Genomic DNA, 22,872 nt, shown 5'->3' with positions numbered 1-22,872 from the left:
CTTCGGGGCCACCCTCCCCACAAGGGGGGAGGGAGGGTGCGTGCCGGAAGTTCGGTGCTAGGCCACCGCCTGGTTGGTCACCGCCCGGCGTTGCGTTACTGCTTCGGCCAATGCCTCCAGCGCAACAACCGTCGTATCCCAGTCGATGCAGCCGTCGGTGATGGACTGGCCGTAGACCAGTTCGCGGCCTTCGACGAGGTCCTGGCGGCCGTCGACGAGGTTGGATTCCACCATCACGCCGATGATGCGGCGGTCGCCCGATGCGAGTTGGTTGCCGATATCGGACAGGACCAGCGGCTGGTTTTCCGGGTTCTTGGACGAATTGGCGTGGCTGGCGTCGATCATGATCGTGGGCGCGAGGCCTGCCTTTTCGGCGGCGGCAGCCGCGGCGTCGACGCTGGCTGCATCGTAGTTGGTGGTCTTTCCGCCGCGCAGGATGATGTGGCAATCTTCGTTGCCCGAGGTGGCGGCGATGGCCGAGCGGCCATCCTTGGTGACGGCGAGGAAATGATGCGGCTGGCCGGCCGAGGCGACGGCATCCAGCGCGATCTTGACGTTCCCGTCGGTGCCATTCTTGAAGCCGACCGGGCAGGAGAGGCCGGAGGCCAGCTCGCGGTGGATCTGGCTTTCGGTGGTGCGGGCGCCGATGGCGGCCCAGCTCACCAGGTCGGCGATGTATTGCGGGGTCGTCATGTCGAGGAATTCGCAGGCAGCGGGGAGGCCGAGATTGGCGATATCGAGCAGCAGGGCCCGGGCGGTGTGCAGGCCATTGTCGATGTCGAAGCTGCCATCGAGGTTGGGATCGTTGATGAGGCCCTTCCAACCCACGGTGGTGCGGGGCTTTTCGAAATAGACGCGCATGACGATCTCAAGCCGGTCGCCCAGGGATTCGCGCAAGGCGGCGAGGCGCCTGGCGTAATCCAGCGCCGCAGCGGGATCGTGAATGGAGCAAGGGCCGACCACGACGGCGAGGCGGTCGTCAGTACCGGCAAGGATATTATGGAAGGCGTGGCGGGCCGAGATGACGGTGCGGGTGGCGGCGTCGGTGCGCGGATGCTGGCGCATCACCTCGATCGGGGTGGTCAGCGGTTTGATTTCGGTAATGCGAAGGTCGTCGGTGGATTTGAGCACTTGATGGTCTCCTCGGAGTTCTGAACTTCGGAGGCGGCCAACAAAAAAGCCGCCTCGTTGGGGGGCGGCTGGCTTCGGGTTTGGTCGTATCTTGTGAGATCAGATCAAGCGCGCAATAGCCTCCGCCGGGAGCGGATAGCTAAACCAAAACGAAACGGTGGCGACGGAACGGATCATGCGGTGGTTGTAGCGCGGGATTTTGTGGCTGTCGACTCTGACTTTCGGATGATGGGCGCCGAGCCCTACTCCACCCGGTTGAAGTGATCGTAGATCAGTTGCGCCATGGCGCTGGAGATCGTCGGTACGGATTGCAGGTCGGCGAGCGAGGCGCGGCCCACGGCTTTGGCGGACCCGAAATGGTTGAGCAAAGCGCGCTTGCGCGTCGGGCCGATGCCCTCGATCTCGTCGAGCGGGTTCTTGATCTGGGCCTTGTTGCGCTTGGCGCGATGGGTGCCGATGGCGAAGCGGTGGGCTTCGTCGCGCAGGCGCTGGACGTAATAGAGGACCGGGTCGCGATGGGGCAGCATGAAGGCTTCGCGGCCTTCCATGAAGAATTTTTCGCGCCCTGCATCGCGTTCCTCGCCCTTGGCGATGCCGATGAAGGTTACTTCCTTGGGCAGGTTGAGTTCGGCGATGACTTCGCGGACGGCATTGAGCTGGCCGGCGCCGCCATCGATGAAGACGACATCGGGCCAATCGGGCATGCCGGTAGCCTCGTCCTCGGCGTCGTTTTCGCTTTCATTGGCGAGGCGGGTGAAGCGGCGGGTCAGCACTTCGCGCATCATGCCGAAATCGTCGCCGGGCGTGATGTCGGTCGATTTGATGTTGAAGGTCCGGTAGAACTTCTTGGCGAAGCCTTCCTCGCCGGCCACGACCATGGCGCCCACGGCATTGGTGCCTGAAATGTGGGAATTGTCGTAGGTCTCGATGCGACGCGGTACCTCTTCGAGGCCGAAGGTTTCGGCGACGCCTTCGAGCAGGGTGCGATTGGTGGCCCCTTCGGCAAGCTGGCGGCCGAGGGCCTCGCGGGCATTGTTGAGAGCGTGGTTGACCAGGTCGCGCTTTTCGCCGCGCTTGGGCTGCTCGATATAGACGCGGCGGCCGGCGCGGGTGGAAAGGGCTTCCTCCATCAGGGCATGCTCGCCAAGCTCGTGGCTGATCAGCACGAGGCGCGCCGGGGTGCGGTTCTCGTAGAACTGGCCGATGAAGGCCTCGAGCACTTCGGCATCGGAAAGGCTGGCATCGGCGCGCGGGCGATAGGGATAATTGCCCCAGTTCTGATAGGCGCGGAAGAAGAAGACCTGCACGCAGAACTGGCCGCCCTCATGGTGGATGGCGAAGACATCGGCCTCTTCCACCGAGCGAGCGGTGGCGTCGCCCTGGCTCTGGATGAGGGCGAGGGCCGAGAGGCGGTCGCGCAGCAGGGCGGCGCGCTCGAAATCGAGCTGTTCGGCCGCCTGGTTCATATCCCGCTGCAAATGGTCGCGCACGCCCTGCGACTTGCCGGAGAGGAAGAGGCGCGCATCCTCGACCAGTTCGCCATAGCCTTCGAGGCTGATTTCGCGGGTGCAGGGGGCGGCGCAGCGCTTGATCTGGAATTGCAGGCAGGGGCGGGTGCGGGCGGCGTAGAAAGAGTCCGAGCAGTTGCGCAGCAGGAAGGCTTTCTGCAGGCTGGCAATGGTGCGGCCGACGGCGGTGGCCGAGGCGAAGGGGCCGAAATAGTGGCCCTGCCGGCGCCGCGTGCCACGATGCTTGGTCAGCTCGGGCGCCTCGTGATCGGTGGCGATCAGGATATAGGGAAAGCTCTTGTCGTCGCGCAGCAGCACGTTGAAGCGGGGCTTGAGCCGCTTGATCATGTTGGCTTCGAGCAGCAGCGCTTCGGATTCGGTCTCGGTGCGCACGAATTCCATGCTGACCGTGGCCGCGATCATGCGCTGCAGGCGGATTTCAAGGGCGTCGGGGCGCGTGTAGTTGGTGACGCGCGCCTTGAGATTGCGGGCCTTGCCTACATACATGACCGCCCCTTCCGCATCGAGCATGCGGTAGACGCCCGGCGCCGATGGCAGGGTGCGGACGAAGGCGCGGATGACTTCGTGGCCGCTGGGCGGCGGTGGGGCGGTATCGTCGGTCATGCGCGTGGCGTGGGCTTGCTCTTGGGCAGGTATTCGAGATGCTCCCCGCCGTCGAGCGCCAGCATCTGTCCGGTCATGGACGGGGTGTTGAGCAACATTATGACGCCGTCGGCGATGGCATCGGGCCCGGCATGACGCTGCAGGGGCAGGGCGGCGACGGAGCGGTCGAACTCGACCTGGCTCTGGCGCGTATGAGGCAGAACAGGGCCGGGACCGATGGCGTTGACGCGGATGGCCGGGGCCAGCGACTGCGCGAGGGTGCGGGTAGCGGTCCACAGCACGGATTTGGAGAGCGTATAGCTGAAATAGGCCGGCGTGGGATGCAGCACGCGTTCATCGACGAGATTGACGATGTTGCCCGTCGCGCCCTCGGGCAGTTGTCCGGCGAAATCGCGGGCGAGAAACATGGGCGCTTCGGCATGGATGGCGAAATGCTGGTTCCACAGGGCTTCATCGAGATCGCGGGCACTGTCGGGCTCGAAGGTCGAGGCGTTGTTGACCAGCACGGTCAGGGGACCGAAAAATGCCGCCGCCTTGCCGACCAGCGCGGCGCGCTGGGGGCGTCTGGCGAGATCGGCCTTGAGAATATCGGCACGGCCGCCCTCGCGGCGGATGGCGTCGCGCACAGCGCGGGCGCCTTCGGCATTGGCACGATAATGGATGACCACGGCATGGCCGGCTCTGGCCAAAGCCATGGCGATGGCCGCGCCGATGCGGTCGCTGGCGCCGGTGACGAGGGCGACGGAAGGGGCCGGTGATGGAGCGGGGCGATTCGACATAATGGACGTGGCTGACCTTGTAGGCGGACCATAGGCCGCTTTTACGGCCCGGTTCAATGCATCGGCAATGGCTGATTTACTGGGGGTCTGCTGACAAGTTCGGACAGCAGTCTTGTCCTTTTGTTGGCACGGGTTCGGGCGTAGGCTTGCCAAGTCACCGCGCGGCAGGTGGCCCCGCGGGGCATTCCTTGAGGGGGAAGCAAATGGAAGTCATCGTGCCTATTCTGGTCCAGCTTGTCGGCGGCGGCGTCGGCGGCAACGTCATCGGGCAAATCGCCAAGTCGCTCAACCTCGGTACGGCCGGCAATACGATCGTCGGCGCGATCGGCGGCATCGCCGGGACCTGGCTTGCCGGGATGATCCCCGGGCTTGACGGCCTTGTCGGTGCGGCTGCAGGTGCCGCAGGCACGGCGGGCGGGCTCGATCTGGGTGCCCTGGCGGGCCAGGGCGCAACAGGCCTGGTCAGCGGCGGCATTCTCACCGCCATTGCCGGGCTCATCAAGTCCTCTATGGCCAAGGCTTGATTTTGTCGCGTTTCCGATCCCCGGATCAAGTCCGAGGAGCAAAACCGTATCCACTTTTGCTGGAAACGCTTCGGGCTTTGCGATAGCGCTTCGAACGCTCCGGCAGCAAAGGCCGGGGCGTTTTCCTATGCCTGGGCGATTGCAACTACCATGTCTTCCTCCGCCGCCGATATCCGCACCGACAATATCGGCCGCGCCATCGTCCTGACGCTCATCACCATCGGGGTGTTCGGCGTGCAGGATGCAGTCTCCAAGATATTGGTGCAGACCTACTCGCCGTTTCAGATCACCATGATGCGCTATTGGGGCTTCGCCGCCTTTTCGCTGCTGCTGGTGATGCGACAGGCGCCGCTGCGGCAGGCGTTCAGCTCGCGGGTTCCCATGCTGCAGGTGCTGCGCGGCATGCTGCTGATGGCCGATATCTGGTTTTTCGGGCTGGCCCTGCGCACCGTGCCGCTGGGTGAATTGCAGGCGATCACGGTGGTTTATCCGCTGCTGGTGACGCTGTTCGCCATTCCCATACTGGGCGAGAAGGTGGGCATATTCCGCTTCGCCGCGGTGGGCGTGGGGTTTGCCGGGGCGCTGGTGATCGTGCGGCCGGGCGGGTTGCCGCTGGATTGGGGTGTGGGCTTCGCGCTGGCCTCGGCGACATTCTACGCGATCTATATCGTCATCACCCGCAAGGTCAGCCAGTTCGACAGCGCTGCGACCAGCATGACCTATACCGCAACCGTCGGGCTGGTTTTGTCGGCGGCAGTCGGGGTGTTCTTCTGGCAGCCGATGGGATGGAGCGATTTCCTGCTGGTGGTGGTCATCATGGTCACGACCTGTGCCGGGCATGGAGTGATGGTGTTCGCGCTATCGATGGCGCCGGCCAGCGTGGTGCAGCCGTTCAACTATTTCTCGCTGCCCTGGGCGATCCTGCTCAGCGCCGTCGTCTTCGGGCACTGGATCGATCCGATCTCGCTGCTTGGCGCGACCATCATTGCCGGGGCGGGGCTGGTGGTCATGGCGCGCGAGCGGAGGAAGCGGGTGCCTGTCGTGGCCGACCCGACATTGCCGGGGCAGGAATAGCAAACGCCGCCCTGGAGGGGCGGCGTTCGATATTGTTGGTGCGGGCTTAGTTGCCGACGCAGAAGTAGCCGTTGGGGCCGTTGAAGCAGACGCTGCCACCGCTATTGCCCGGATGGGTGGGCCAGGGCTGCGGGCGGGGCGGACGCGGGTTCCAATGCGGCGGGCGCGGGGGATAGGGGTCCCACTGGGGCGGACGCGGCGGGCGCGGATTCCAGATGGGCGGCGGCGGGGGAGGCGTCGGATTCCAGCCACCGCTGCGGCTGAGGTAGTTGGCCGAGACCCAGCCATCGGGGCCGCGCTTCTCGATGAAGCACCAACTGCCGCGGCAATACTGCACATCGACCTGCTCGCCGCGGGTCAGAACGTCGACGCGGGCATAGCCCGTGCCCGGACCCGAGCGTACATTGACGTTGCCCGTCGCATAAGCGGGGGCGGCGAAAGCGGAACCAGCCGTCGCCAGAAGCGCCAGTGCTGCAAGGCCGCCAGCCATGAGTTTCTTGCTCAGAGCCATTTTGTTTCTCCTTCGTTTCTGAGGCAGCTAAGTGCCTTTGAACGATAGAAAACACCCTGGCGGATGAACCGGACCTGAATGACGCTTTCAGGTTTCTAAACAGTCTTTAGAGACGCAGCAGATCGACGAAGCGCTTGAGACGCTCGGCCAGCTTCTTGCGCTGCTTGGGCTTGAGTTCGCCCATCAGGGCATCCTCGAGCTGGGCCCAGTGGTCGGCAAGGCCATTGCGGATGCGCCGGCCGCGCTCGGTCAATGCCACGCCGGCGGCGAGTTCGGGGCCGACAGCCTGGCGGGTGACCAGTTCACGATCGAGCAGGCGCGACAGGCGTGCGGCAAGCGCCTCTTCACCGAGGCCGAGTTCGGCGGCAAGCTCGGCTTCCGTGGTGCCCGAGCGGGCGAGTTCGAAAAGGATGGCGTCGTCGCCGGGCTCCAGCCCGCGTTCCATCAACGGCAGCAGCAGCGCCTTGTGCGCGAGCTGCCCGGCCTCGATGAGCCGGTAAAGCGTGGATCGGGATGAAGGTCTGGACATGAGTGGGAAAATAGTCCGAACTCCTCAGGCGCGTCGATTGGCGTTCCCATCCTATCGTTAATCGTGGAACGGCCAAGGCCGGTTATTGTTCACCCAGCGCAGATGAGTTATGCGTCGATTATGATGCTCTCGTGAACGGAACGCCATGACGCAAGACCTTGCCCGTATTCGCGCTTTCGTTCAGGTCTTTGATTCCGGGGGCTTTTCTGCTGCCGCGCGGCAACATGGACGGTCCAAGGCGCTGCTCAGCAAGTATGTGACCGATCTTGAGGATTATCTCGGGGTGCGGCTGATGAACCGCACCACGCGCAAGCTGAGCCTGACCGAGGCGGGCGAAGCCTATTACCGGGAAGCCAGCGCGCTGCTGCAGCAACTCGATGACCTCGATGCGACCATCACCGACCAGACGGCGGAGCCGCGGGGCCTGTTGCGGGTCTCGGCGCCGCGCAATTTCGGCGAGTCCACACTGGCGCCGGCGATCTATGAATATCTGGCCAAATATCCCAAGGTGACGCTCGATCTGCGGCTGGAGGATCGCTATGTCGACCTGGTCGATGAGGGGATCGACGTGGCGCTGCGCATTTCGACGCTGGCCGATTCCTCGCTGATCGCGCGCAAGATCGCCGACATGCATGTTGTGGTCGGCGCGGCGCCCAAGCTCCTCAAGCAGCATGCCATGCCCACGCATCCTGAAGACCTGCGGCATCTGCCCTGCATCGTCGATGTCAACCTGCAGGGGCAATCGAACTGGCGCTTCGTCGAGGATGGCAAGACCATTTCGGTGCCGGTCAACGGGCCATTGCGGGTCAATTCACCTCTCGCCGCGCGCAAGGCGGCGATCATGGGTCTCGGATTTGTCGTATTGCCGTCCTATCTGGCGGACCCGGCAGTGGCCAGCGGCGAACTCGTGCCGGTTCTGACCGAATACCTGCCGACCGGCCAGACGCTGCAGGCGGTCTATCCGCATCGGCGGCATCTGGCGGGCAAGGTGCGGGCGCTGATCGACCATCTGGTCGAGTGGTTCCAGAGCCACCCGATCCATTAGGGGCAAGAATTGGATTTCGGTTCCGTCTGGCGTCGTGTGATCGGCGCTGCCGCTATTCTGCTGGCGCTGGCCGTGCCCGCCACGGCGCATCCGCATATCTTCATCGATGCGAAGGTCGCGGTGGTTTTCGACGCCAGCGGCGCTGTGGCGGGGCTGCGGCATGCCTGGACGTTCGACACGGCGTTTTCGGCCTGGATGGTGCAGGGGCTCGACACCAATGGCGACCGGGAAACCAGCCCTGACGAATTGCAGGAACTGGCCGACGAGAACATGGTCGGGTTGGCCGATTATGGGTTTTACACCTATGCCGGCGAGGGCGACGCGCTGATGGCGTTCACGCCCGGCGGCGACCAGCGCATGGTCTATCAGGACGGGCGGGTGACGCTGACCTATTCGGCCGATGCAGTGACGTCGATGCCTGTCAGCGGGCGGTTCGAACTGGCGGTCTATGACCCGGAATATTACGTCGCGATAGGCTTTGCCGGCGTGGGCGACGTGACGCTGGAGAATGCCCCGGCCAGTTGCAGCGCCCTGCTGGAGCCGCCCAAGCCGATGGACCCTGATGTGGAAGAGCGGCTTTATGCGCTGGGGCCTGAAGTGCTGGAACTGCCGCCGGATCTGGCGGCGGCGATGCGTGGCACGCAGGGCATGATCGTGGTGACCTGTGGCGATGCGCCGGTGGCGGCTCCGGCGAGTGCGCTGGAGGCGGTCAACCAGGTGGCGGAAGCCAGGCCAACCACGCCGTTTGGCGGGCCGCCGCCGGAGCCGGGGCTGAACCTGCCGCGCACCGGATTTTTTGGCTGGCTGCAGGACCAGCAGCGGAACTTTTACGGCGCGATGACGGCATCGCTCGATGCGCTGCGGACCGACTGGACGGCCTTCTGGGTGCTGGGGGGACTGAGCTTTCTCTATGGCATATTCCACGCAGCCGGCCCGGGGCACGGCAAGGTGGTGATCTCGTCCTACGTGCTGGCCAACGAGACGCAGTTGCGGCGCGGGGTGTTGCTCAGCGTGCTGTCGGCCATGCTGCAATCGCTGGTTGCCGTGGTGTTCGTGCTGATTGCGGCGGGCATACTGGGCATGACCAGCATCGCCATGGGCGACGCGGCCAACTGGATCGGTATCGCGTCCTATGCGCTGGTGGCGCTGCTCGGCCTGTGGCTGGTGGCGCGCAAGGTGTTCGGCTGGGGCGGGCACGATCACGGGGACATGGCGCACAAGGCGCATGAGCACCTGCATGGGCATGACCATGAGCATCACGACCATGACCACCATGATCATGACGGGCATGTGCATGTGGTAACGCCGCAGGCGACGGGCGGCAGCCTGCGCGAGCAATTGGGCGTGGTGCTGGCGGTGGGGCTGCGGCCGTGTTCGGGGGCGCTGGTGGTGCTGGTCTTCGCGCTGTCGCAGGGATTGCTGCCGGCGGGCATTGCGGCAGTATTCCTGATGGGGGCGGGGACGGCGATCACGGTGGCCGTGCTGGCGACGATCGCGGTGACGGCCAAGGGATTGGCGCGCCGGGTCGGCGGCGCGGACAATCCGGTGACAGCCGCCGTGGTGTGGTGGCTCGAACTGCTGGGGGCTGTGGCGGTGCTGGCCTTCGGCGTTCTGCTGCTGATTGCGAGCCTTTAGCGCGACCCATCGCCGCCTTGCGGATGATGGGGAAGCCGTTATGGTGCGCGCCAGCCTAGAACCCTTCCAAACTGGCGCTTCATGTCTCAGTCTCTCCCGTCCGATCAGTCGCAAATCAACCCGTCCAGGATCGGCGTCGTGCTGCTCAATCTGGGTACGCCCGATGGCACGGACTATTGGAGCGTGCGCCGCTATCTCGGGGAATTCCTCAGCGATCCGCGGGTCATCGAGACACCGAAATGGCTGTGGTGGCCCATTCTCAACCTGGGCATCCTGACCTTCCGCCCGCAGAAGAGCGGCCATGCCTATGCGCAGATCTGGGACAAGGAAAAGGACGAGAGCCCGTTGCGGGTGATTACCCGCGACCAGGCCGAGGCGCTGGCGGAGCGGCTGGCCGGGCATGGCGATATCGTGGTCGATTTTGCTATGCGCTATGGCAATCCCTCTACGCGGAGCGTGCTGGAGAAGATGCAGGCGGCGGGATGCCAGAAAATCCTGCTGGTGCCGCTCTATCCGCAATATTCGGCGACGACGACCGCGACGGCCAATGACAAGGCGTTCGACGCGCTGCGCGACATGCGCTGGCAGCCGGCTGTGCGTACCGCACCGGCCTATTTCGACGACCCGAACTATGTCGCGGCGCTGGGCAATTCGATCCGCGACGGGGTGGCGGCGCTGGATTTCGAGCCGGACCTGGTGATTACCAGCTATCACGGCCTGCCGCAGAGCTATGTCGAGCGCGGCGACCCCTATGAGCGGCACTGCCACGCAACGACGCGGCTGGCGCGCGAATACCTCGGCTGGCCGGAAGACAAGATCATGGTCACCTTCCAGTCCCGCTTCGGGCCGACCAAGTGGCTGGAGCCGGCGACGGCGGAGACACTGGAAGCGCTGCCCGGCAAGGGCATCAAGAAAGTCGCCATCCTGGCGCCGGCCTTTTCGGTGGACTGCATCGAGACACTGGAAGAGATCGCAATGCAGGGCAAGGACAGCTTCATGGCGGCGGGCGGTGAGAAGTTCGCCTATATTCCCTGCCTCAATGCCAGTGCCGGCGGCATGGACATGATCGAGGCCATGGTGCGGCGGGAACTGGCCGGCTGGATCTGAGCTCTAGCCAAGGGCCAGCAGGTCGGTCAGGGCATCGAGCAGCAGGTCCATCTGTGGCCGGGAATTGTAACCCTGCACCGAGAGGCGGACGATGCAGGTGTCCTGCCAGCGGAAGACGGGAATTTCGATACGATACCTGTCGTAGAGCGCCAGTTTGAGCGCCGCGACATCGCAATCGGGAATGGGCATGGCGACCATTTGCGGGGCGCAGAATTCGGGGGCGCCGAGCGGGCTGAGACCGGTTCGTTCGCCCAGTCGCCGGGCGGTCTCCTGTGCCAGTGCCTGGCAATGGGCGGCGACGGAATCCCAATCATTGTCGCGGCGATAGTCGAGCGCAGCGGGCACGGTGAGCCAGGGCGCCGGGTCGCGCGTGCCCTGCATTTCCAGCTCGTCGATGAAGGGCGAATTGCTGAAGGCGCCGAGGACGCCGGGCTGGCCGGAGGCCTCGGTCCAGCCATGCGAGATGACCAGCGGATGGATGAGCCGCTGCATGTCGGGGCGGGCATGGAGGAAGGCCGAGCCCTTGGGGGCCATCAGCCATTTGTGGCAATTGCCGGCATAGAAATCGGCGCCGAGAGCGTCGAGGTCGAGCCTGATATGGCCGGGTGTGTGGGCGCCATCGATGACGCTCCAGATGCCGCGCTTGCGGGCTTCGGCAATGGCGCGCTCGATAGGGAAGAGCAGCGCGGTGGGCGAGGTGATGTGGCTGAGGAACAGCACGCGGGTGCGGTCGGTCATGCCGGCAATGATGGCATCGGTGAACTGGGTTTCGCTGCGCAGCGGCAGGGGTACCTTGACCACGACGATCTCGGCACCGGTCCTGCGGCAGACATAGGTCCAGGTTTTCTCCAGCGCCGAATATTCGTGATCGGTGGTGAGAATCTGGTCGCCGGGTTTGAGATCGAGCGACTGCGCGACGATGTTGAGGCCGAGCGTGGCATTGGTGAGCCCGACGATATTGTCTGCGGTAGTGCAGAGTTCGGCGGCGAGCGCGATGCGTGGCTGGCGCATGGCTTCGGTGAGATTGCGGCCGAGAAATTCAACCGGCTGGCGCTCGAGTTCGCGCTGCCAATGCTGGTAGGCGGCAAAGACCGGGCGGGGACAGGCGCCGAACGAGCCGTGGTTGAGGAAGGTGATGTCCTCGCGGATCAGGAATTGCCGGGCAAGGTTTTCGGACACGTCAGCGGCCTTTCAAGGGGGACCATGAGGCTACTGATAGGGCTATTGGTCGTCGTCGTCATGCCCTGCCGATGAGGCTGCGGGCGGCATTTTCGATGGCCGCGGCGTCGATGCCGAAATGGGCATAGAGGTCGTTGACTGTGCCGGTCTGGCCGAAATGTTCGACGCCCAGCGTGATGGTGCGGTGGCCGAGCACACTGCCGAGCCAGCCCAGCGTAGCCGGATGGGCATCGATAGCTGTGACGAGGCCGGCGCGCCAGGGGATATCGCCCAGCAGGGATCTCGATATGGCTGCTTGCGGCATGGTCGCCATGCAGGCGGGCTCGTTGGGCAGCATGCCAGCCGGCATTGAGGCGATCGGCCGAGGTGACGGCGAGCACGGCAACATTGCGCCGGTCGCCGCCGATGGCGCCGGCCGCCGCGATGGCTTCGTTGGCAAGGACGCCCTGATAGGCGATGACCACGTCGCATTCGGGCGTGGGCGGTTTCAGCCAATAGGCGCCGCGGATGATGCCGTCGGCAAGGGCCTTGTCCACCTCGCGGGGTGGTTGCTCGATGCTACGGGTGGAGAGACGGAGATAGACCGAGCCGCCAGTGACGTCGCGCGGCCAGTCAGCCAGGTCCGGGCGGGCATCGCCGCTGCGCTGCATGTAGTCGAAGGCCCAATCCATGATGATGGACAATTCGTCGGCAAAGGCCGGCTCGAAACTGGCAAGGCCATCCTGCGCCATGCCGATCAGTGGCGAGGCGATGGACTGGTGGGCGCCACCTTCACCGGCCAGCGAGACGCCTGACGGGGTGGCGACGAGCAGGAAGCGGGCATCCTGGTAGCAGGCATAGTTCAGCGCATCGAGGCCGCGGGAAATGAAGGGGTCGTAGAGCGTGCCGATGGGCAGCAGGCGCTCGCCGAACAGGGAATGGCTGAGGCCGGCGGCGCCCAGGGTGAGGAACAGGTTCATCTCGGCGATGCCGAGTTCGAGATGCTGGCCTTCTGGCGTGAAGCGCCATTTCTGGGCGCTGGGAATGGCTTCCTTCTGGAAGACATCGACCATCTCGCTGGCGGCATAGAGATTACGCCGGTTCACCCACGTGCCGAGATTGGTGGACACCGTCACGTCGGGCGAGGTGGTGATGATGCGGCGGGCCAGGTCGCTGTCGGTCTTGGCGATGGCGTCGAGAATCTTGCCGAAGGCCGTCTGGGTCGAGGTGGCGTTAGTGCCGACGAATTGCGGGCCGATGGTGGCGACTGATGGCGAGGTGTGGCGGCGGGATTCGGTGGTGTTGAACGGGACCTCGGCGAGGAAGCGTTCGATGGCGGCCGGATCGGCCAGGCCCTCGAATCTGTCCCATTCATGGCCCTCGCGGACATTCATCGACTGGCGCAACTGGTCGATCTGCGTGCCGGTCATCTGGCCGGCATGATTGTCCTTGTGGCCGGCGAGCGGCGTGGCCCAGCCCTTGACGGTATAGGCGATGAAGACGGTGGGCTTGTCGCTGCCGGCGGCTTCGAACTGCTCCAACAGGCTGGGAACGCAGTGGCCGCCCAGATTGGCCATGAGCTCGGCCAGTTCGGCATCGCTGCGGCGGGCGAGGAGGGCCGAGACTTCGCCCTGGTCGCCGATTTCGTCATTGAGGCGCTCGCGCCATGCCGCGCCGCCGCGGAACATCAGGGCGGAATAGATGGCGTTGGGCGCGGCGTCGATCCAGGCCTTGAGCTTGTCGCCGCCCGGCTCGGCGAAGGCGGCGCGTTGCAGGGCGCCGTATTTGAGGGTCACCACATTCCAGTCGAAGGCGCGGAAAATGGCTTCGATGCGGTCGTAGAGGCCTTCGCGGACCACGCCATCGAGGCTCTGGCGGTTGTAGTCGATGATCCACCAGGTGTTGCGCAACCCGTGTTTCCAGCCTTCGAGCAGGCATTCATAGACATTGCCCTCGTCGAGTTCGGCATCGCCGACCAGGGCGACCATGCGGCCTTCGGGGCGCGAGGTGTCGGCCCAGGGTTTTGCCCGCACATAGTCCTGGATCAGGCTGGCGAAGGCGGTGAAAGCGACGCCGAGGCCGACCGAGCCGGTGGAAATGTCGACGTCATCAGTATCCTTGGTGCGGCTGGGATAGGACTGGGCGCCGCCAAAGGCGCGGAATTGCTTGAGCTTTTCGAGGCTCTGCTTGCCGAACAGATACTGGATGGCGTGGAAGACCGGGGCGGCGTGGGGCTTGACCGCGACGCGATCCTCGGGCTTCAGCACGCCGAAATAGAGGGCGGCCATGATCGCGGCCATGCTGGCCGAACTGGCCTGGTGGCCGCCGACCTTGACGCCGTCGATGTTGGGCCGGATGTGGTTGGCGTGGTGGATCATCCAGTTGGACAGCCACAGGGCTTTCCTGGTCAGCGCTTCGATGCTGGCGATCCGGTCCATGCTTTCCCCCTGGGACATAGTGCCCTGATCTTGCGCCTTGCCCGAGGGTAATTCTCGTCTATTTTGACCTCGCTAACGCAGGTTTGCGCAGGAATTGACCAATCTGGAGCATAAAAATGGCGGAAGCCGCCGCTATTGCCCTGACCGCCCTCGATCGAAAGATCCTGCGGGCGCTGCAGGAGGACGGGCGGACGACTATCCAGGCGATTGCCGAAAGGGTGGGGCTGTCGGCTTCGCCCTGCCTGCGGCGGATACGCCAGATGGAGCGGGCGGGGATTATTGCGGCCTATAGCGCCGTGGTGGACCAGAAGGCGGTGGGGCTGCCGGTTTCCGTGTTTATTTCCATCCGGTTAGAGCGGCAGCGGAGCCATGAGCTGGATGCCTTCGGGGCGGCGATCAGCGGCTGGCCGGAGGTGATGGAATGCTACCTGATGACCGGGCAGTTCGATTTCCTGCTGCGGGTGGTCTGCGCCGATCTGGGGGCTTACGAGCAGTTTTTGCGCGAGCGGCTGACGCAGGTGGAGGGCGTGGCGAGCATCGAGAGCAGCTTCTCGCTGGGGCAGGTGAAATATTCGCGGGTGCTGCCTTTGTAGGATGCGTCGATATTCACGTGATGGCGGCCTGCAAACGCCGGCTTTCTACGCTCCGGTGCTCACGTACAAAACGTACGCTGCGCTCCGGTTCTCAAATCCGTCATTTTCGGCTCGCCCTGACGTGAATCTCAACACATCCTGGATTACCAGCCCGCACCGTCGAAATCGGGCGGGGTGACATTGACCAGGCCGCGGCCGACAATGTAGCTGCGATCGACCCAGCCCTGGCCCGGGATGCGGCACCATTGCGTGGCGCCGTCGCCGCGCAGGCTGTAGCCGGCATCGCCGATCCAACTGCCCCGGCGGGGTCGGAATCGTTCTGCGTGCAGGCGTCGATGGGAATTTCCATGCCGTCGGCCAGGCGCCCGATAATGGCATAGCGAAAGCCCGGCCCCTCATGCACCGCGATATTGCCGCCCGAGACCCGCGCGGTGACCGTGAGCGCCTGCGCCGGCACAGCGGCGGCGAGGGCGATGAGGATGGCAAGGGCGAGCGGGCGCATGGTGGGTCTCGTGCGGGAGCGGACCCTTGTGGCACAGCTCTGTGGCGCGGCCAAGGCAATCCGGCCGGGAGGAACCCGCCGGGCGGCGAGGCCGGGGCGGGACGGGACGATTTCAGTCCGGGCCGTCCGCGGGGCGGGGGGATGGTGAGGTGGTGGTAGCGCTCCTCGAAATGCAGCGAGGCGGCCGTCAGCCGCCCGATCAGGACGGCCAGGTCGGCATGGGCCATGGGTTGGTTGACGCTGACGGCAAAGAAGCGCGGCAGGTCGGCATGGCGGCGGAACAGGCGGTTGGCGATGATGATCAGGCCATTGAGCGCCAGCAGGGTTTCGTCCCGCACCGGCTCAGGCTTCTTCGACTTGATCAGCATGGCATTGAAGGCGGCCAGTTCCTTGGCGAAGCGATTATAGGCCGCGATGGCTTTGGGGCTGAGATTGGGCAGCGTCATGTCTTGCGTCTCCGTGGGTGAGGATGCCTGCGTGCGAGCGGACGTAGGAAATTGCCGCCCGGCTTTCGCTTGCGGTTACACGGGAGATGGGCGGCCTTTGACTCGTCCAGTTTACTAACTCAGGGAGCCACAGGCCGCCCATCACGGTCTGGAGTTTCCTCACCGGGTCCGGACACAGGTGGGACTATATCGCAAGCCCAGCTGCCGACTTTCTGCCCGGCCAAACGGGCGCCCCCGTCTCCAGCCTCCCCGCCCGGCCCTGCGTCGGGGCCGCGTGAATGGCGGGGATGGCAAGAAGTATGCAGGAGGATTTCGGGGCGGGGATAAGTTTTTTGTTTTTGCCAGTTGCCGCCCCGAACACGGTGTCATCCCGGCCTTGAGCCGGGATCCATCCTGAGGTGGTGGGGCTTGTCCGGTGGCCGGACGATCCACCTTGCGGCGGCGGCTTGATCTCGGGATGGGTCCCGGCTCAAGGCCGGGATGACATCGGGGTGGGGTGGTGTTTTTTTGCAATTAGGACCTGTTTGCAACAAGATGGGGTGGGGCGGTGGCGAGAGAGGGGACCGGAGAGGAGGGCGAAGAGGGGGCTGACGCTGGCCGACTGGATAGGGGCGAGGCTTCCGCGCGATGGTTCGGGCGGAGGGGGCATGCGCAAACTGTTCTGGGCGTTGGCCGGCATCATGGTGCTGGCGGCGCTGGGCAATCTCATCGGCGGCACGGATACGCCGGTCCGGGGCTCGGTCGATCCGGCGGGCGGATCAGGCGTGGTGCGGGCGGATATTCCGGCGGCGCCACGGTTTGACGCGACGCTGTTCGCGTCGGCCAGCAGCCTCAACCTGCGCGAGGCTCCAAGCATGGGCGGGCGCGTGCCGACGAGCCTGAAGCGCAATACCAGGGTGCTGGCCGGTGAGCGGCGGAGCGGTTGGGTGCTGGTCTCGGCGCAGGGGCAGGTTGGCTGGGTTAGTGACCAGTATCTGGCCGGAGCGCCGGTGGAGCCGGCAATTTCGGTACCGGCGCAGAACCAGCCGGGCTACGGGATCGTGCAGCGGCAGACGGCGGCGTCCTGCCCGTCGCGGCTTTATTGCTCGCAGATCGGGTCATGCCAGGAAGCGCGGTGGTATCTGGCCAATTGCAGTTGGGGCGGGGCGCTGGATGGCGATGGGGACGGCGTGCCGTGTGAGGCGATTTGCCGGTAGGGCGTGGGCCTACTGGCGGATGGTCGGGGGTTGGTGTCGCGGATGATGACCAGCTCCCTGCGAAGCCTTACACATTGGTACCAATAGAAGAATTGCGCAGCCGCCAGCTTGGACTTGCAAAGGGCCAAATATGCTGCTCACTATGAACGAGTCATAGAGACGTCAACATGCCGCAATCAGAACGCGCCCCTGCCTTCCAGTCACGATCCGAGTTTGATCACATTTTCCAGCTGCATGAGAAGCAGCCTTGGACGAGGCAGAAGCACGACGAACTATATTCTCTTCTATCTGAATGCCAAAATTTGGAAGAGCAGTTGTTGGTTCTAGGCCTTCTCTCTCGTTATGAGAATTTCGACGAAGATCGGGTGAACGATACCCTGGCCTATCTGCGCGACACAGTAATTGATGAATGGAAACTTGATTCCGAAAACACCATTGTTGTTGCGCTGCATAAGAAATCATCGCCGGGAAGCGCGCAGGCAACGCTTCATTCCTTTAAGAATAAATTTGCAGGAAGCGCTTGGTCAGCAAAGAATTTTGTTGCCTTTGCAAAACCAGCAATAGAGGTCACTAAATCGAATTCGAATGTGGTTTTCATTGACGATTTTGTTGGGACCGGAAAGCAATTTTCAGACAATTTTGATTGGTATAAGTCTGAGTTAGACAAGGCCGGCGTTGTTGGTGTTTCGTTCTACTTGGTATCGCTTTGTATTATGGACCAAGCGATCAACCGGCTGGTCGCGCGAAATGTCGTTCATAGTGCGGGCATCTATATGAAAAAGGCGCTTTCTGACACATGCGCTGGTAGTGAGTTGTCAGCGGCCCACGCTATGATGAAAAGTATAGAGAAAAATCTCGGTTGGAACGCCGCTGCTCAACAGCAAAAATATACGCTTGGATACGGGCAATCAGAGGCGCTCTTTAGAAACATGGAGAACAACTCTCCAAATAACAATTTTCCGATATTCTGGTGGTCAAGGCGGGTCGGCGGCGGTGGTCGAAGAACCATGCAGGCTAGGCTTTGATGGACGCCCGACCTACGTTCGAGCGGGTTATTCTACGGCGGTTGTTCGAAGCTACCGCTGTCTTGGACGTGTTCGAGTTCCATGAGCGCTATAGATTGTCGGCGGCTCAGATTCTGAGTTCTGTGAATATTATGAATCGAAGGGTTTCCTGCAAAGAGACGGCCTGTACGCTCAACTAACAGAGACAGGGCGGATATACGTTTGGGAGAACAGGCAGGCGCTTTTTTTCGGTAGGCAAATCTCCAGAATGGCGGCACGTTAAGCCGGTGCAAGACTGGCGGGAGAAGGCTGACGCTGTACACCCCCCAATTTCAAATGGTTAGATAAGAATTTTGATTCCCCCTCGACTGAGCAGTTTCTGAGGGTAATCAATAGGAAATAGCGACTCTGAGAGCTAGGCAATAGGGGTGTCACGCCTCGTGCAATAAGGGGAGTTTTACTTTCTGCTTTTCACCCTTCAGGTAGGAAAAGTGCTGATCGGAAGGTTCGATCAGCACTTATCTACTTTAAGAAAAGTAGATAAGTAAGAGAATTGCATTTCGAAGTTTGGTAGTTCTTGGGGTCGCTATACCTGATGGTAGACATATACGAGCTTTCGGTCAGCTCAGTGGGTCATCAGACTAGATATGCAAAGCAGGCGCGAAACCTGTACGCATACATAGAAATCTTGCGTGGAAGATCGCTGCCGCCCATTATCGATCTGCAATCCTTGGCTGGATTCACCGATGTATCGGTTGAATATTTGTCGAGATCCATCATATCGCCTGCTGAGAAGTATCGAACATTTGAGATACCCAAGCGGGCCGGCGGCAAGAGAACTATTGAGGCGCCTCAACCTTCTTTGTTGAGATGTCAGCGCTGGATTGCTGAAAACATACTGTCGTCAGCAGTTCTCTCGGATAATGCTACCGCATATCGACGTGGATTTGGCATCCTCGACAACGTCAAGCCGCACGTCGGGAGTAGTCACCTCCTTAAAATGGACCTAACCAACTTTTTCCCTAGCATCAAGATTGATCGGGTCATCTCGATATTTGAGGTGGCGGGGTATTCTCACAAGACAGCTTTCGAGCTCGCTTCATTGTGCTGCTTGCATGGCCGCTTGGCCCAGGGTGCAGCAACCAGCCCAGTAATAAGCAATATAGTGGCAAAACGAATGGACAGAAGAATTGATAAATTAGTGAGCTCGCTAGGTCTCGTCTACACGAGATACTCGGACGATATAACCATCTCCGGGGATTTGGTTCACTCGTCTCTCATTGACAGCGTGAGCGATATTATCGTCGACGAGGGGTTCGAGGTAAACAGAAAAAAGGTCGTTCTATATCAAGATGCAGGTAGACGACTTGTGACTGGGATTTCTGTGGGGGGTGATATACCAAGAGTCCCAAAGCACAAGAGGCGCCAAATTCGACAGGATTACCATCGACTTGTCGTTCAGCGAAATGCGGAGGCTGGTGTGCGGGGAGGCGGTAGGGACGTCTTCTTCATGGACAGTCTCCTAGGGAAACTTCACTTCTGGCGTCATGTGGAGCCTGACGCCGTCTTTCCCAAGATGGCAATTGATCGACTGCTGGGTAGCATGAGAAGCCTTAAGTCAGCGCAATTGCCCTGATGCTAGATGGGCTTGAGGGCGCAGCGCCTTACCCTTAGCTTACCTCCCCTCCAACGTATCCAACTCCATTTCCCTTAGCCGCTTCACTTCGTCCCGCAGCCTTGCCGCCTTCTCGAATTCCAAATTCGTCGCGGCTTCGCGCATCTGGGCTTCCATGTCCTTGATGACGGCGGCCAGGTTGGCGCCGACGGCGACGGATTCCTTGCCGTCTTTGCCTTTGCCGATGGAGATCGTGACGTGGTCCTGTTCGTAGACGCTGTCCACGATGTCGTGGATGTTGGAGCGGACGGATTGGGGGGTGATGCCGTTGGCCTCGTTATAGGCCAGTTGTTTTTCGCGGCGGCGGTTGGTTTCGGCGAGGGCGCGGGCCATGGAGCCGGTTTCGCGGTCGGCGTAGAGGACGACTTTGCCGTCGACGTTTCTTGCAGCGCGGCCGATGGTCTGGATGAGGGAGGTTTCGCTGCGGAGGAAGCCTTCCTTGTCGGCGTCGAGGATGGCGACGAGGCCGCATTCGGGGATGTCGAGGCCTTCGCGCAGCAGGTTGATGCCGACCAGGACGTCGAAGGCGCCCAGGCGCAGGTCGCGGATGATTTCGATGCGCTCGATGGTGTCGACGTCACTATGCATGTAGCGGACGCGGATGCCCTGTTCGTGCAGGTATTCGGTGAGGTCCTCGGCCATTTTCTTGGTGAGGACGGTCAGCAGGGTGCGGTAGCCCTTGGCATTGGTCTGGCGGATTTCGTCGACGACGTCATCGACCTGGGCCTTGGCCGGGCGGATTTCGACCGGGGGATCGATGAGGCCGGTGGGGCGGATGACCTGTTCGGCGAAGACGCCGCCGGTCTGGTCCATTTCCCATGAGCCGGGCGTGGCCGAGACATAGACCGATTGCGGGCGCATGGCGTTCCACTCCTCGAAGCGGAGGGGGCGATTGTCCATGCAAGAGGGCAGGCGGAAGCCGTATTCGGCGAGGGTGGCCTTGCGGCGCAGGTCGCCGCGATACATGGCGCCGAGCTGGCCGATGGTGACGTGGCTTTCATCCACGAAGACCAGGGCATTGTCGGGGAGATATTCGAACAGGGTCGGCGGGGGCTCGCCGGGCTTGCGGCCGGAGAAGTAGCGGCTGTAGTTCTCGATGCCGGCGCAGGAGCCGGTGGCTTCCATCATTTCGAGATCGAACAGGCTGCGCTGTTCGAGGCGCTGGGCTTCGAGGAAGCGGCCGGCGCCGTTGAGCTCCTGCAGGCGGGCTGCCAATTCGGCGCGGATGGCCTTGATGGCCTGGTTCATCGTGGTGCGCGGCGTCACGTGGTGGGAATTGGCGAAGACGCGGATGAAGGTGAGGTCGGCGCTTTTTTTGCCCGTAAGAGGGTCAAACTCCACGATCGACTCTATCTCGTTGCCGAAGAGGGAGACGCGCCAGGCGGCGGCTTCATAGTGGGCCGGGAAGATTTCCACGGTATCGCCGCGCACGCGAAAAGTGCCGCGGACGAAGCCGGTGTCGCCGCGCTTGTATTGCAGGGCGACGAGCTTGGCGAGCAGCTCGCGCTGGTCGATCTTCTGGCCTTTTTGGACGTCGATCGTCATCGCGGTGTAGTCTTCGACCGAGCCGATGCCGTAGATGCAGGAGACGGAGGCGACGATGATGACGTCGTCGCGCTCGAGGATCGCCCGCGTCGCCGAGTGGCGCATGCGGTCGATCTGCTCGTTGATGGTGCTCTCCTTCTCGATATAGGTGTCGGTGCGCGGGACGTAGGCCTCGGGCTGGTAGTAGTCGTAGTAGGAGACGAAATATTCCACCGCATTGTCGGGGAAGAAGGACTTGAACTCGCCATAGAGCTGGGCGGCCAGGGTCTTGTTCGGGGCGAGGATCAGGGCGGGGCGGTTGGTGGCGGCGATGACCTGGGCGGCAGTGAAGGTCTTGCCCGAGCCGGTGACGCCGAGCAGGACCTGGTCGGTCTCGCCATTGTTGATGCCTTCGACCAGTTCGGCGATGGCGGTGGGCTGGTCGCCGGCGGGGGTCTTGTCCGTCACCATGCGGAAGGGTTTTCCCGCCAGGCGCTTTTCGAGGTGGTTCTGCGCCTTGTGCGGCACCCAGGGGGAGGAGCCTTCCACTTCCTTGCGGCCATGCAGGATGATCTGTTCGAGGGCCTTCACCGTGGCGGTGACGCCGACGGTCTGGGCCGCTTCGACGGTGCGGCTGGAGCCGGATTTGGACTTGGCGCTGGAGAAGGCGTCGCGCAACTTGCCCAGGGTTTCGGGATCCTTCGCGGCGGCGCGGGAAATGTCGCGGGCGGAGAGAGCCTTGTCGGACGGCTTGTGGCCGAAGCCGGCCTGTTCGGCCTCGCCGAAGCCGTCGAAGTCGATGCGGTCGACGGAATTGATCTTGGTCTTGCTCGTTTTGGCCGACATGCCGGTGACGGTGTCATGCGTCGCCTTGCGGGTGCGGCGCTTTTCCAGCGGGGTTTTCGGTTCGGCAGCGGCAGCTTTCTCGGCGGCTTCGGCGCGGTCGAGGGCGCGCTTGTTGCGCATGCGCTCGGCATAGAGCGGCTTGTTGGCGGCCAGATCCTCGGCCTTCTCGATCTCGCCGAGAAAGTCGTCGATGGAAAAATCAGCTTTGCCGGGACGGGCGGATTTGTCGGCCATGAGGATGCTCGCGTTTAGGTGTCGCGCTTCCGAACCGGAAACCGGTCGCCACTTTTTCCTGGAAGCGCTCCAGCGCTGGAAGAGGCGACTCAGATGGGGAACGAGGCGCGCTTATGCAATGTTCCGCAGAGCATAGAGGGTATCGAACGGAGAGGGAACGGGGGCTGCTGACAGGCGGTGTCAGGAACGGGGCCGACAAAGGAAAATGCCCGCCTGGGTGGCGGGCATTTCCGGTTCAGGCGAGGAGGCTCTCGGGGACCTTGCCGCCATTGGCGGCGAGTTTGGCGAGGACCTGCTTGTGCAGCCAGATATTCATCGCGGCGGAGTCGGATTTGTCGCCGGTATAGCCCAGCTCGTCGGCCAACTGCTTGCGGGCGGTGAGGGAAGAGTCGAGATCGAGCGCCTTCATGAGGTCGACGATGGAGGTCTTCCAGTTGAGCTTCTGGCCCGACTTGGCCACGGCGGCGTCGAGCACGGCGGCGACATCGACCTTGGCGGCGGCGGCATTAGCGGCCACGGCATCGGCAATGGCCTTGTTAGCGGCGGCCATGCCGGCATCGAGCGCGGCCTGCTGGGCAGCCTTGGCTTCGGGGGAAGCGGCGGGCGTCGGCGTCGTGGCGGATGTTGCAGGCGAAACGCCGGCGGGCGCTTCCGTGCCGAAAATTCGGGATTTGATGCTGTCGAACAAGCTCATGAGGCGACCCTTGCGTAAGTTGCTAAGTCCTTTTCAGGGCGCAAATTCACGGCGATATCAAGGCCGGAATGTCGTTCGCCGCGGATGGAACGAGA

General features: G+C 62.9%; 18 protein-coding genes and 2 pseudogenes. 10 read left to right on the top strand and 10 right to left on the bottom strand.

The genetic code is table 11. The annotated features are described in order from the left end of the window. Positions 1–57: 57 nt before the first annotated feature. From NVV79_RS22140 to NVV79_RS22130, 3 genes are all read right to left on the bottom strand, one after another. Positions 58–1,131: a 3-deoxy-7-phosphoheptulonate synthase gene (locus tag NVV79_RS22140; RefSeq protein WP_303994278.1), complete on the bottom strand. Its 1,074-nt coding sequence runs from the start codon at positions 1,129–1,131 to the stop codon at positions 58–60. A gap of 242 nt (positions 1,132–1,373) precedes the next feature. Beyond that, positions 1,374–3,263 carry an excinuclease ABC subunit UvrC gene (uvrC, locus tag NVV79_RS22135; protein WP_303994275.1) on the bottom strand — a complete coding sequence of 630 codons (1,890 nt, stop codon included), beginning with the start codon at positions 3,261–3,263 and terminating at the stop codon, positions 1,374–1,376. Beyond that, positions 3,260–4,042, bottom strand: a complete 783-nt coding sequence (locus NVV79_RS22130; protein ID WP_303994272.1) for an SDR family oxidoreductase — start codon at positions 4,040–4,042, stop codon at positions 3,260–3,262. The genes uvrC and NVV79_RS22130 overlap by 4 nt, the downstream gene beginning before the upstream one ends. A gap of 203 nt (positions 4,043–4,245) precedes the next feature. Here NVV79_RS22130 and NVV79_RS22125 point away from each other — a divergent pair, with 203 nt between their 5' ends. Continuing rightward, positions 4,246–4,566: a hypothetical protein gene (locus NVV79_RS22125; protein WP_303994269.1), complete on the top strand. Its 321-nt coding sequence runs from the start codon at positions 4,246–4,248 to the stop codon at positions 4,564–4,566. 150 nt (positions 4,567–4,716) lie between these two features. Next, positions 4,717–5,640: a DMT family transporter gene (locus NVV79_RS22120; RefSeq protein WP_303994266.1), complete on the top strand. Its 924-nt coding sequence runs from the start codon at positions 4,717–4,719 to the stop codon at positions 5,638–5,640. Positions 5,641–5,686: 46 nt separating this feature from the next. Here the strand turns inward: NVV79_RS22120 and NVV79_RS22115 are convergent, their stop codons facing one another. Both NVV79_RS22115 and NVV79_RS22110 read right to left on the bottom strand, forming a co-directional pair. After that, positions 5,687–6,151, bottom strand: a complete 465-nt coding sequence (locus NVV79_RS22115) for an SH3 domain-containing protein (protein WP_303994263.1) — start codon at positions 6,149–6,151, stop codon at positions 5,687–5,689. A 106-nt stretch (positions 6,152–6,257) separates the two neighbouring features. Then, on the bottom strand, positions 6,258–6,680 hold the full coding sequence (locus NVV79_RS22110) for a hypothetical protein (protein WP_303994260.1): 423 nt from the start codon (positions 6,678–6,680) through the stop codon (positions 6,258–6,260). A gap of 145 nt (positions 6,681–6,825) precedes the next feature. On the opposite strand from NVV79_RS22110, the gene NVV79_RS22105 reads away from it, so the two are divergent. The 3 genes from NVV79_RS22105 (at position 6,826) to hemH (ending at position 10,467) form a co-directional block, all read left to right on the top strand. Continuing rightward, a complete protein-coding gene (locus tag NVV79_RS22105; protein WP_303994257.1) occupies positions 6,826–7,725 on the top strand; it encodes a LysR family transcriptional regulator in 900 nt (299 codons plus the stop codon). Between the two features lie 9 nt (positions 7,726–7,734). Next, complete coding sequence (locus NVV79_RS22100) at positions 7,735–9,360, top strand: DUF1007 family protein (RefSeq protein ID WP_303994254.1); 1,626 nt, start codon at positions 7,735–7,737, stop codon at positions 9,358–9,360. Between the two features lie 81 nt (positions 9,361–9,441). After that, a complete protein-coding gene (hemH, locus tag NVV79_RS22095) occupies positions 9,442–10,467 on the top strand; it encodes a ferrochelatase (protein WP_303994251.1) in 1,026 nt (341 codons plus the stop codon). Positions 10,468–10,470: 3 nt separating this feature from the next. Here the strand turns inward: hemH and NVV79_RS22090 are convergent, their stop codons facing one another. Both NVV79_RS22090 and NVV79_RS22085 read right to left on the bottom strand, forming a co-directional pair. Then, positions 10,471–11,646, bottom strand: a complete 1,176-nt coding sequence (locus tag NVV79_RS22090) for an aminotransferase class V-fold PLP-dependent enzyme (RefSeq protein ID WP_303994250.1) — start codon at positions 11,644–11,646, stop codon at positions 10,471–10,473. A 58-nt stretch (positions 11,647–11,704) separates the two neighbouring features. After that, positions 11,705–14,081: pseudogene (locus NVV79_RS22085) on the bottom strand (transketolase). A gap of 98 nt (positions 14,082–14,179) precedes the next feature. Here NVV79_RS22085 and NVV79_RS22080 point away from each other — a divergent pair. After that, on the top strand, positions 14,180–14,656 hold the full coding sequence (locus NVV79_RS22080; RefSeq protein ID WP_303994248.1) for an Lrp/AsnC family transcriptional regulator: 477 nt from the start codon (positions 14,180–14,182) through the stop codon (positions 14,654–14,656). A gap of 100 nt (positions 14,657–14,756) precedes the next feature. Here the strand turns inward: NVV79_RS22080 and NVV79_RS22075 are convergent, their stop codons facing one another. Beyond that, the gene (locus tag NVV79_RS22075) at positions 14,757–15,158 is read right to left on the bottom strand and encodes a hypothetical protein (protein WP_303994246.1); all 402 of its coding nucleotides are present in this window, start codon (positions 15,156–15,158) and stop codon (positions 14,757–14,759) included. Between the two features lie 149 nt (positions 15,159–15,307). Between NVV79_RS22075 and NVV79_RS22070 the strand changes: the two genes are divergently transcribed. The 4 genes from NVV79_RS22070 to NVV79_RS22055 all read left to right on the top strand — a co-directional run bounded on the left by NVV79_RS22070 (position 15,308) and on the right by NVV79_RS22055 (position 19,440). Continuing rightward, positions 15,308–15,625: a hypothetical protein gene (locus NVV79_RS22070; protein WP_303994243.1), complete on the top strand. Its 318-nt coding sequence runs from the start codon at positions 15,308–15,310 to the stop codon at positions 15,623–15,625. A 626-nt stretch (positions 15,626–16,251) separates the two neighbouring features. Next, positions 16,252–16,800 carry an SH3 domain-containing protein gene (locus tag NVV79_RS22065; protein ID WP_303994241.1) on the top strand — a complete coding sequence of 183 codons (549 nt, stop codon included), beginning with the start codon at positions 16,252–16,254 and terminating at the stop codon, positions 16,798–16,800. 167 nt (positions 16,801–16,967) lie between these two features. Continuing rightward, positions 16,968–17,825: a hypothetical protein gene (locus NVV79_RS22060; protein WP_303994238.1), complete on the top strand. Its 858-nt coding sequence runs from the start codon at positions 16,968–16,970 to the stop codon at positions 17,823–17,825. Positions 17,826–18,399: 574 nt separating this feature from the next. Next, positions 18,400–19,440 (top strand): reverse transcriptase domain-containing protein, encoded by a 1,041-nt coding sequence (locus NVV79_RS22055; protein ID WP_303994235.1) that lies wholly within the window; start codon positions 18,400–18,402, stop codon positions 19,438–19,440. A 60-nt stretch (positions 19,441–19,500) separates the two neighbouring features. On the opposite strand, the pseudogene uvrB reads toward NVV79_RS22055, so the two are convergent. Next, a pseudogene (uvrB, locus tag NVV79_RS22050) lies at positions 19,501–21,456 on the bottom strand (excinuclease ABC subunit UvrB); the annotation flags it as partial. A gap of 862 nt (positions 21,457–22,318) precedes the next feature. Then, entirely contained in the window at positions 22,319–22,777 is a 459-nt protein-coding gene (locus NVV79_RS22045; protein ID WP_303994233.1) for a DUF3597 domain-containing protein, read from the bottom strand. Positions 22,778–22,872 lie beyond the last annotated feature (95 nt).

Origin of the sequence: Devosia ginsengisoli (assembly GCF_024707105.1) — a bacterium.
Taxonomy (GTDB): Bacteria; Pseudomonadota; Alphaproteobacteria; order Rhizobiales; family Devosiaceae; genus Devosia; species Devosia ginsengisoli_A.
This window is presented reverse-complemented; position numbering and strand designations above follow the sequence as displayed.

Coding starts and splice junctions, on each gene's coding strand:
- NVV79_RS22120 (WP_303994266.1), top strand. CDS start 4,717: ATGTCTTCCTCCGCCGCCGATATCCGCACCGACAATATCGGCCGCGCC.
- NVV79_RS22115 (WP_303994263.1), bottom strand. CDS start 6,151: ATGGCTCTGAGCAAGAAACTCATGGCTGGCGGCCTTGCAGCACTGGCG.
- NVV79_RS22105 (WP_303994257.1), top strand. CDS start 6,826: ATGACGCAAGACCTTGCCCGTATTCGCGCTTTCGTTCAGGTCTTTGAT.
- NVV79_RS22065 (WP_303994241.1), top strand. CDS start 16,252: ATGCGCAAACTGTTCTGGGCGTTGGCCGGCATCATGGTGCTGGCGGCG.
- hemH (WP_303994251.1), top strand. CDS start 9,442: ATGTCTCAGTCTCTCCCGTCCGATCAGTCGCAAATCAACCCGTCCAGG.
- NVV79_RS22080 (WP_303994248.1), top strand. CDS start 14,180: ATGGCGGAAGCCGCCGCTATTGCCCTGACCGCCCTCGATCGAAAGATC.
- NVV79_RS22060 (WP_303994238.1), top strand. CDS start 16,968: ATGCCGCAATCAGAACGCGCCCCTGCCTTCCAGTCACGATCCGAGTTT.
- NVV79_RS22055 (WP_303994235.1), top strand. CDS start 18,400: ATGGTAGACATATACGAGCTTTCGGTCAGCTCAGTGGGTCATCAGACT.
- uvrC (WP_303994275.1), bottom strand. CDS start 3,263: ATGACCGACGATACCGCCCCACCGCCGCCCAGCGGCCACGAAGTCATC.
- NVV79_RS22075 (WP_303994246.1), bottom strand. CDS start 15,158: ATGCGCCCGCTCGCCCTTGCCATCCTCATCGCCCTCGCCGCCGCTGTG.
- NVV79_RS22045 (WP_303994233.1), bottom strand. CDS start 22,777: ATGAGCTTGTTCGACAGCATCAAATCCCGAATTTTCGGCACGGAAGCG.
- NVV79_RS22130 (WP_303994272.1), bottom strand. CDS start 4,042: ATGTCGAATCGCCCCGCTCCATCACCGGCCCCTTCCGTCGCCCTCGTC.
- NVV79_RS22125 (WP_303994269.1), top strand. CDS start 4,246: ATGGAAGTCATCGTGCCTATTCTGGTCCAGCTTGTCGGCGGCGGCGTC.
- NVV79_RS22110 (WP_303994260.1), bottom strand. CDS start 6,680: ATGTCCAGACCTTCATCCCGATCCACGCTTTACCGGCTCATCGAGGCC.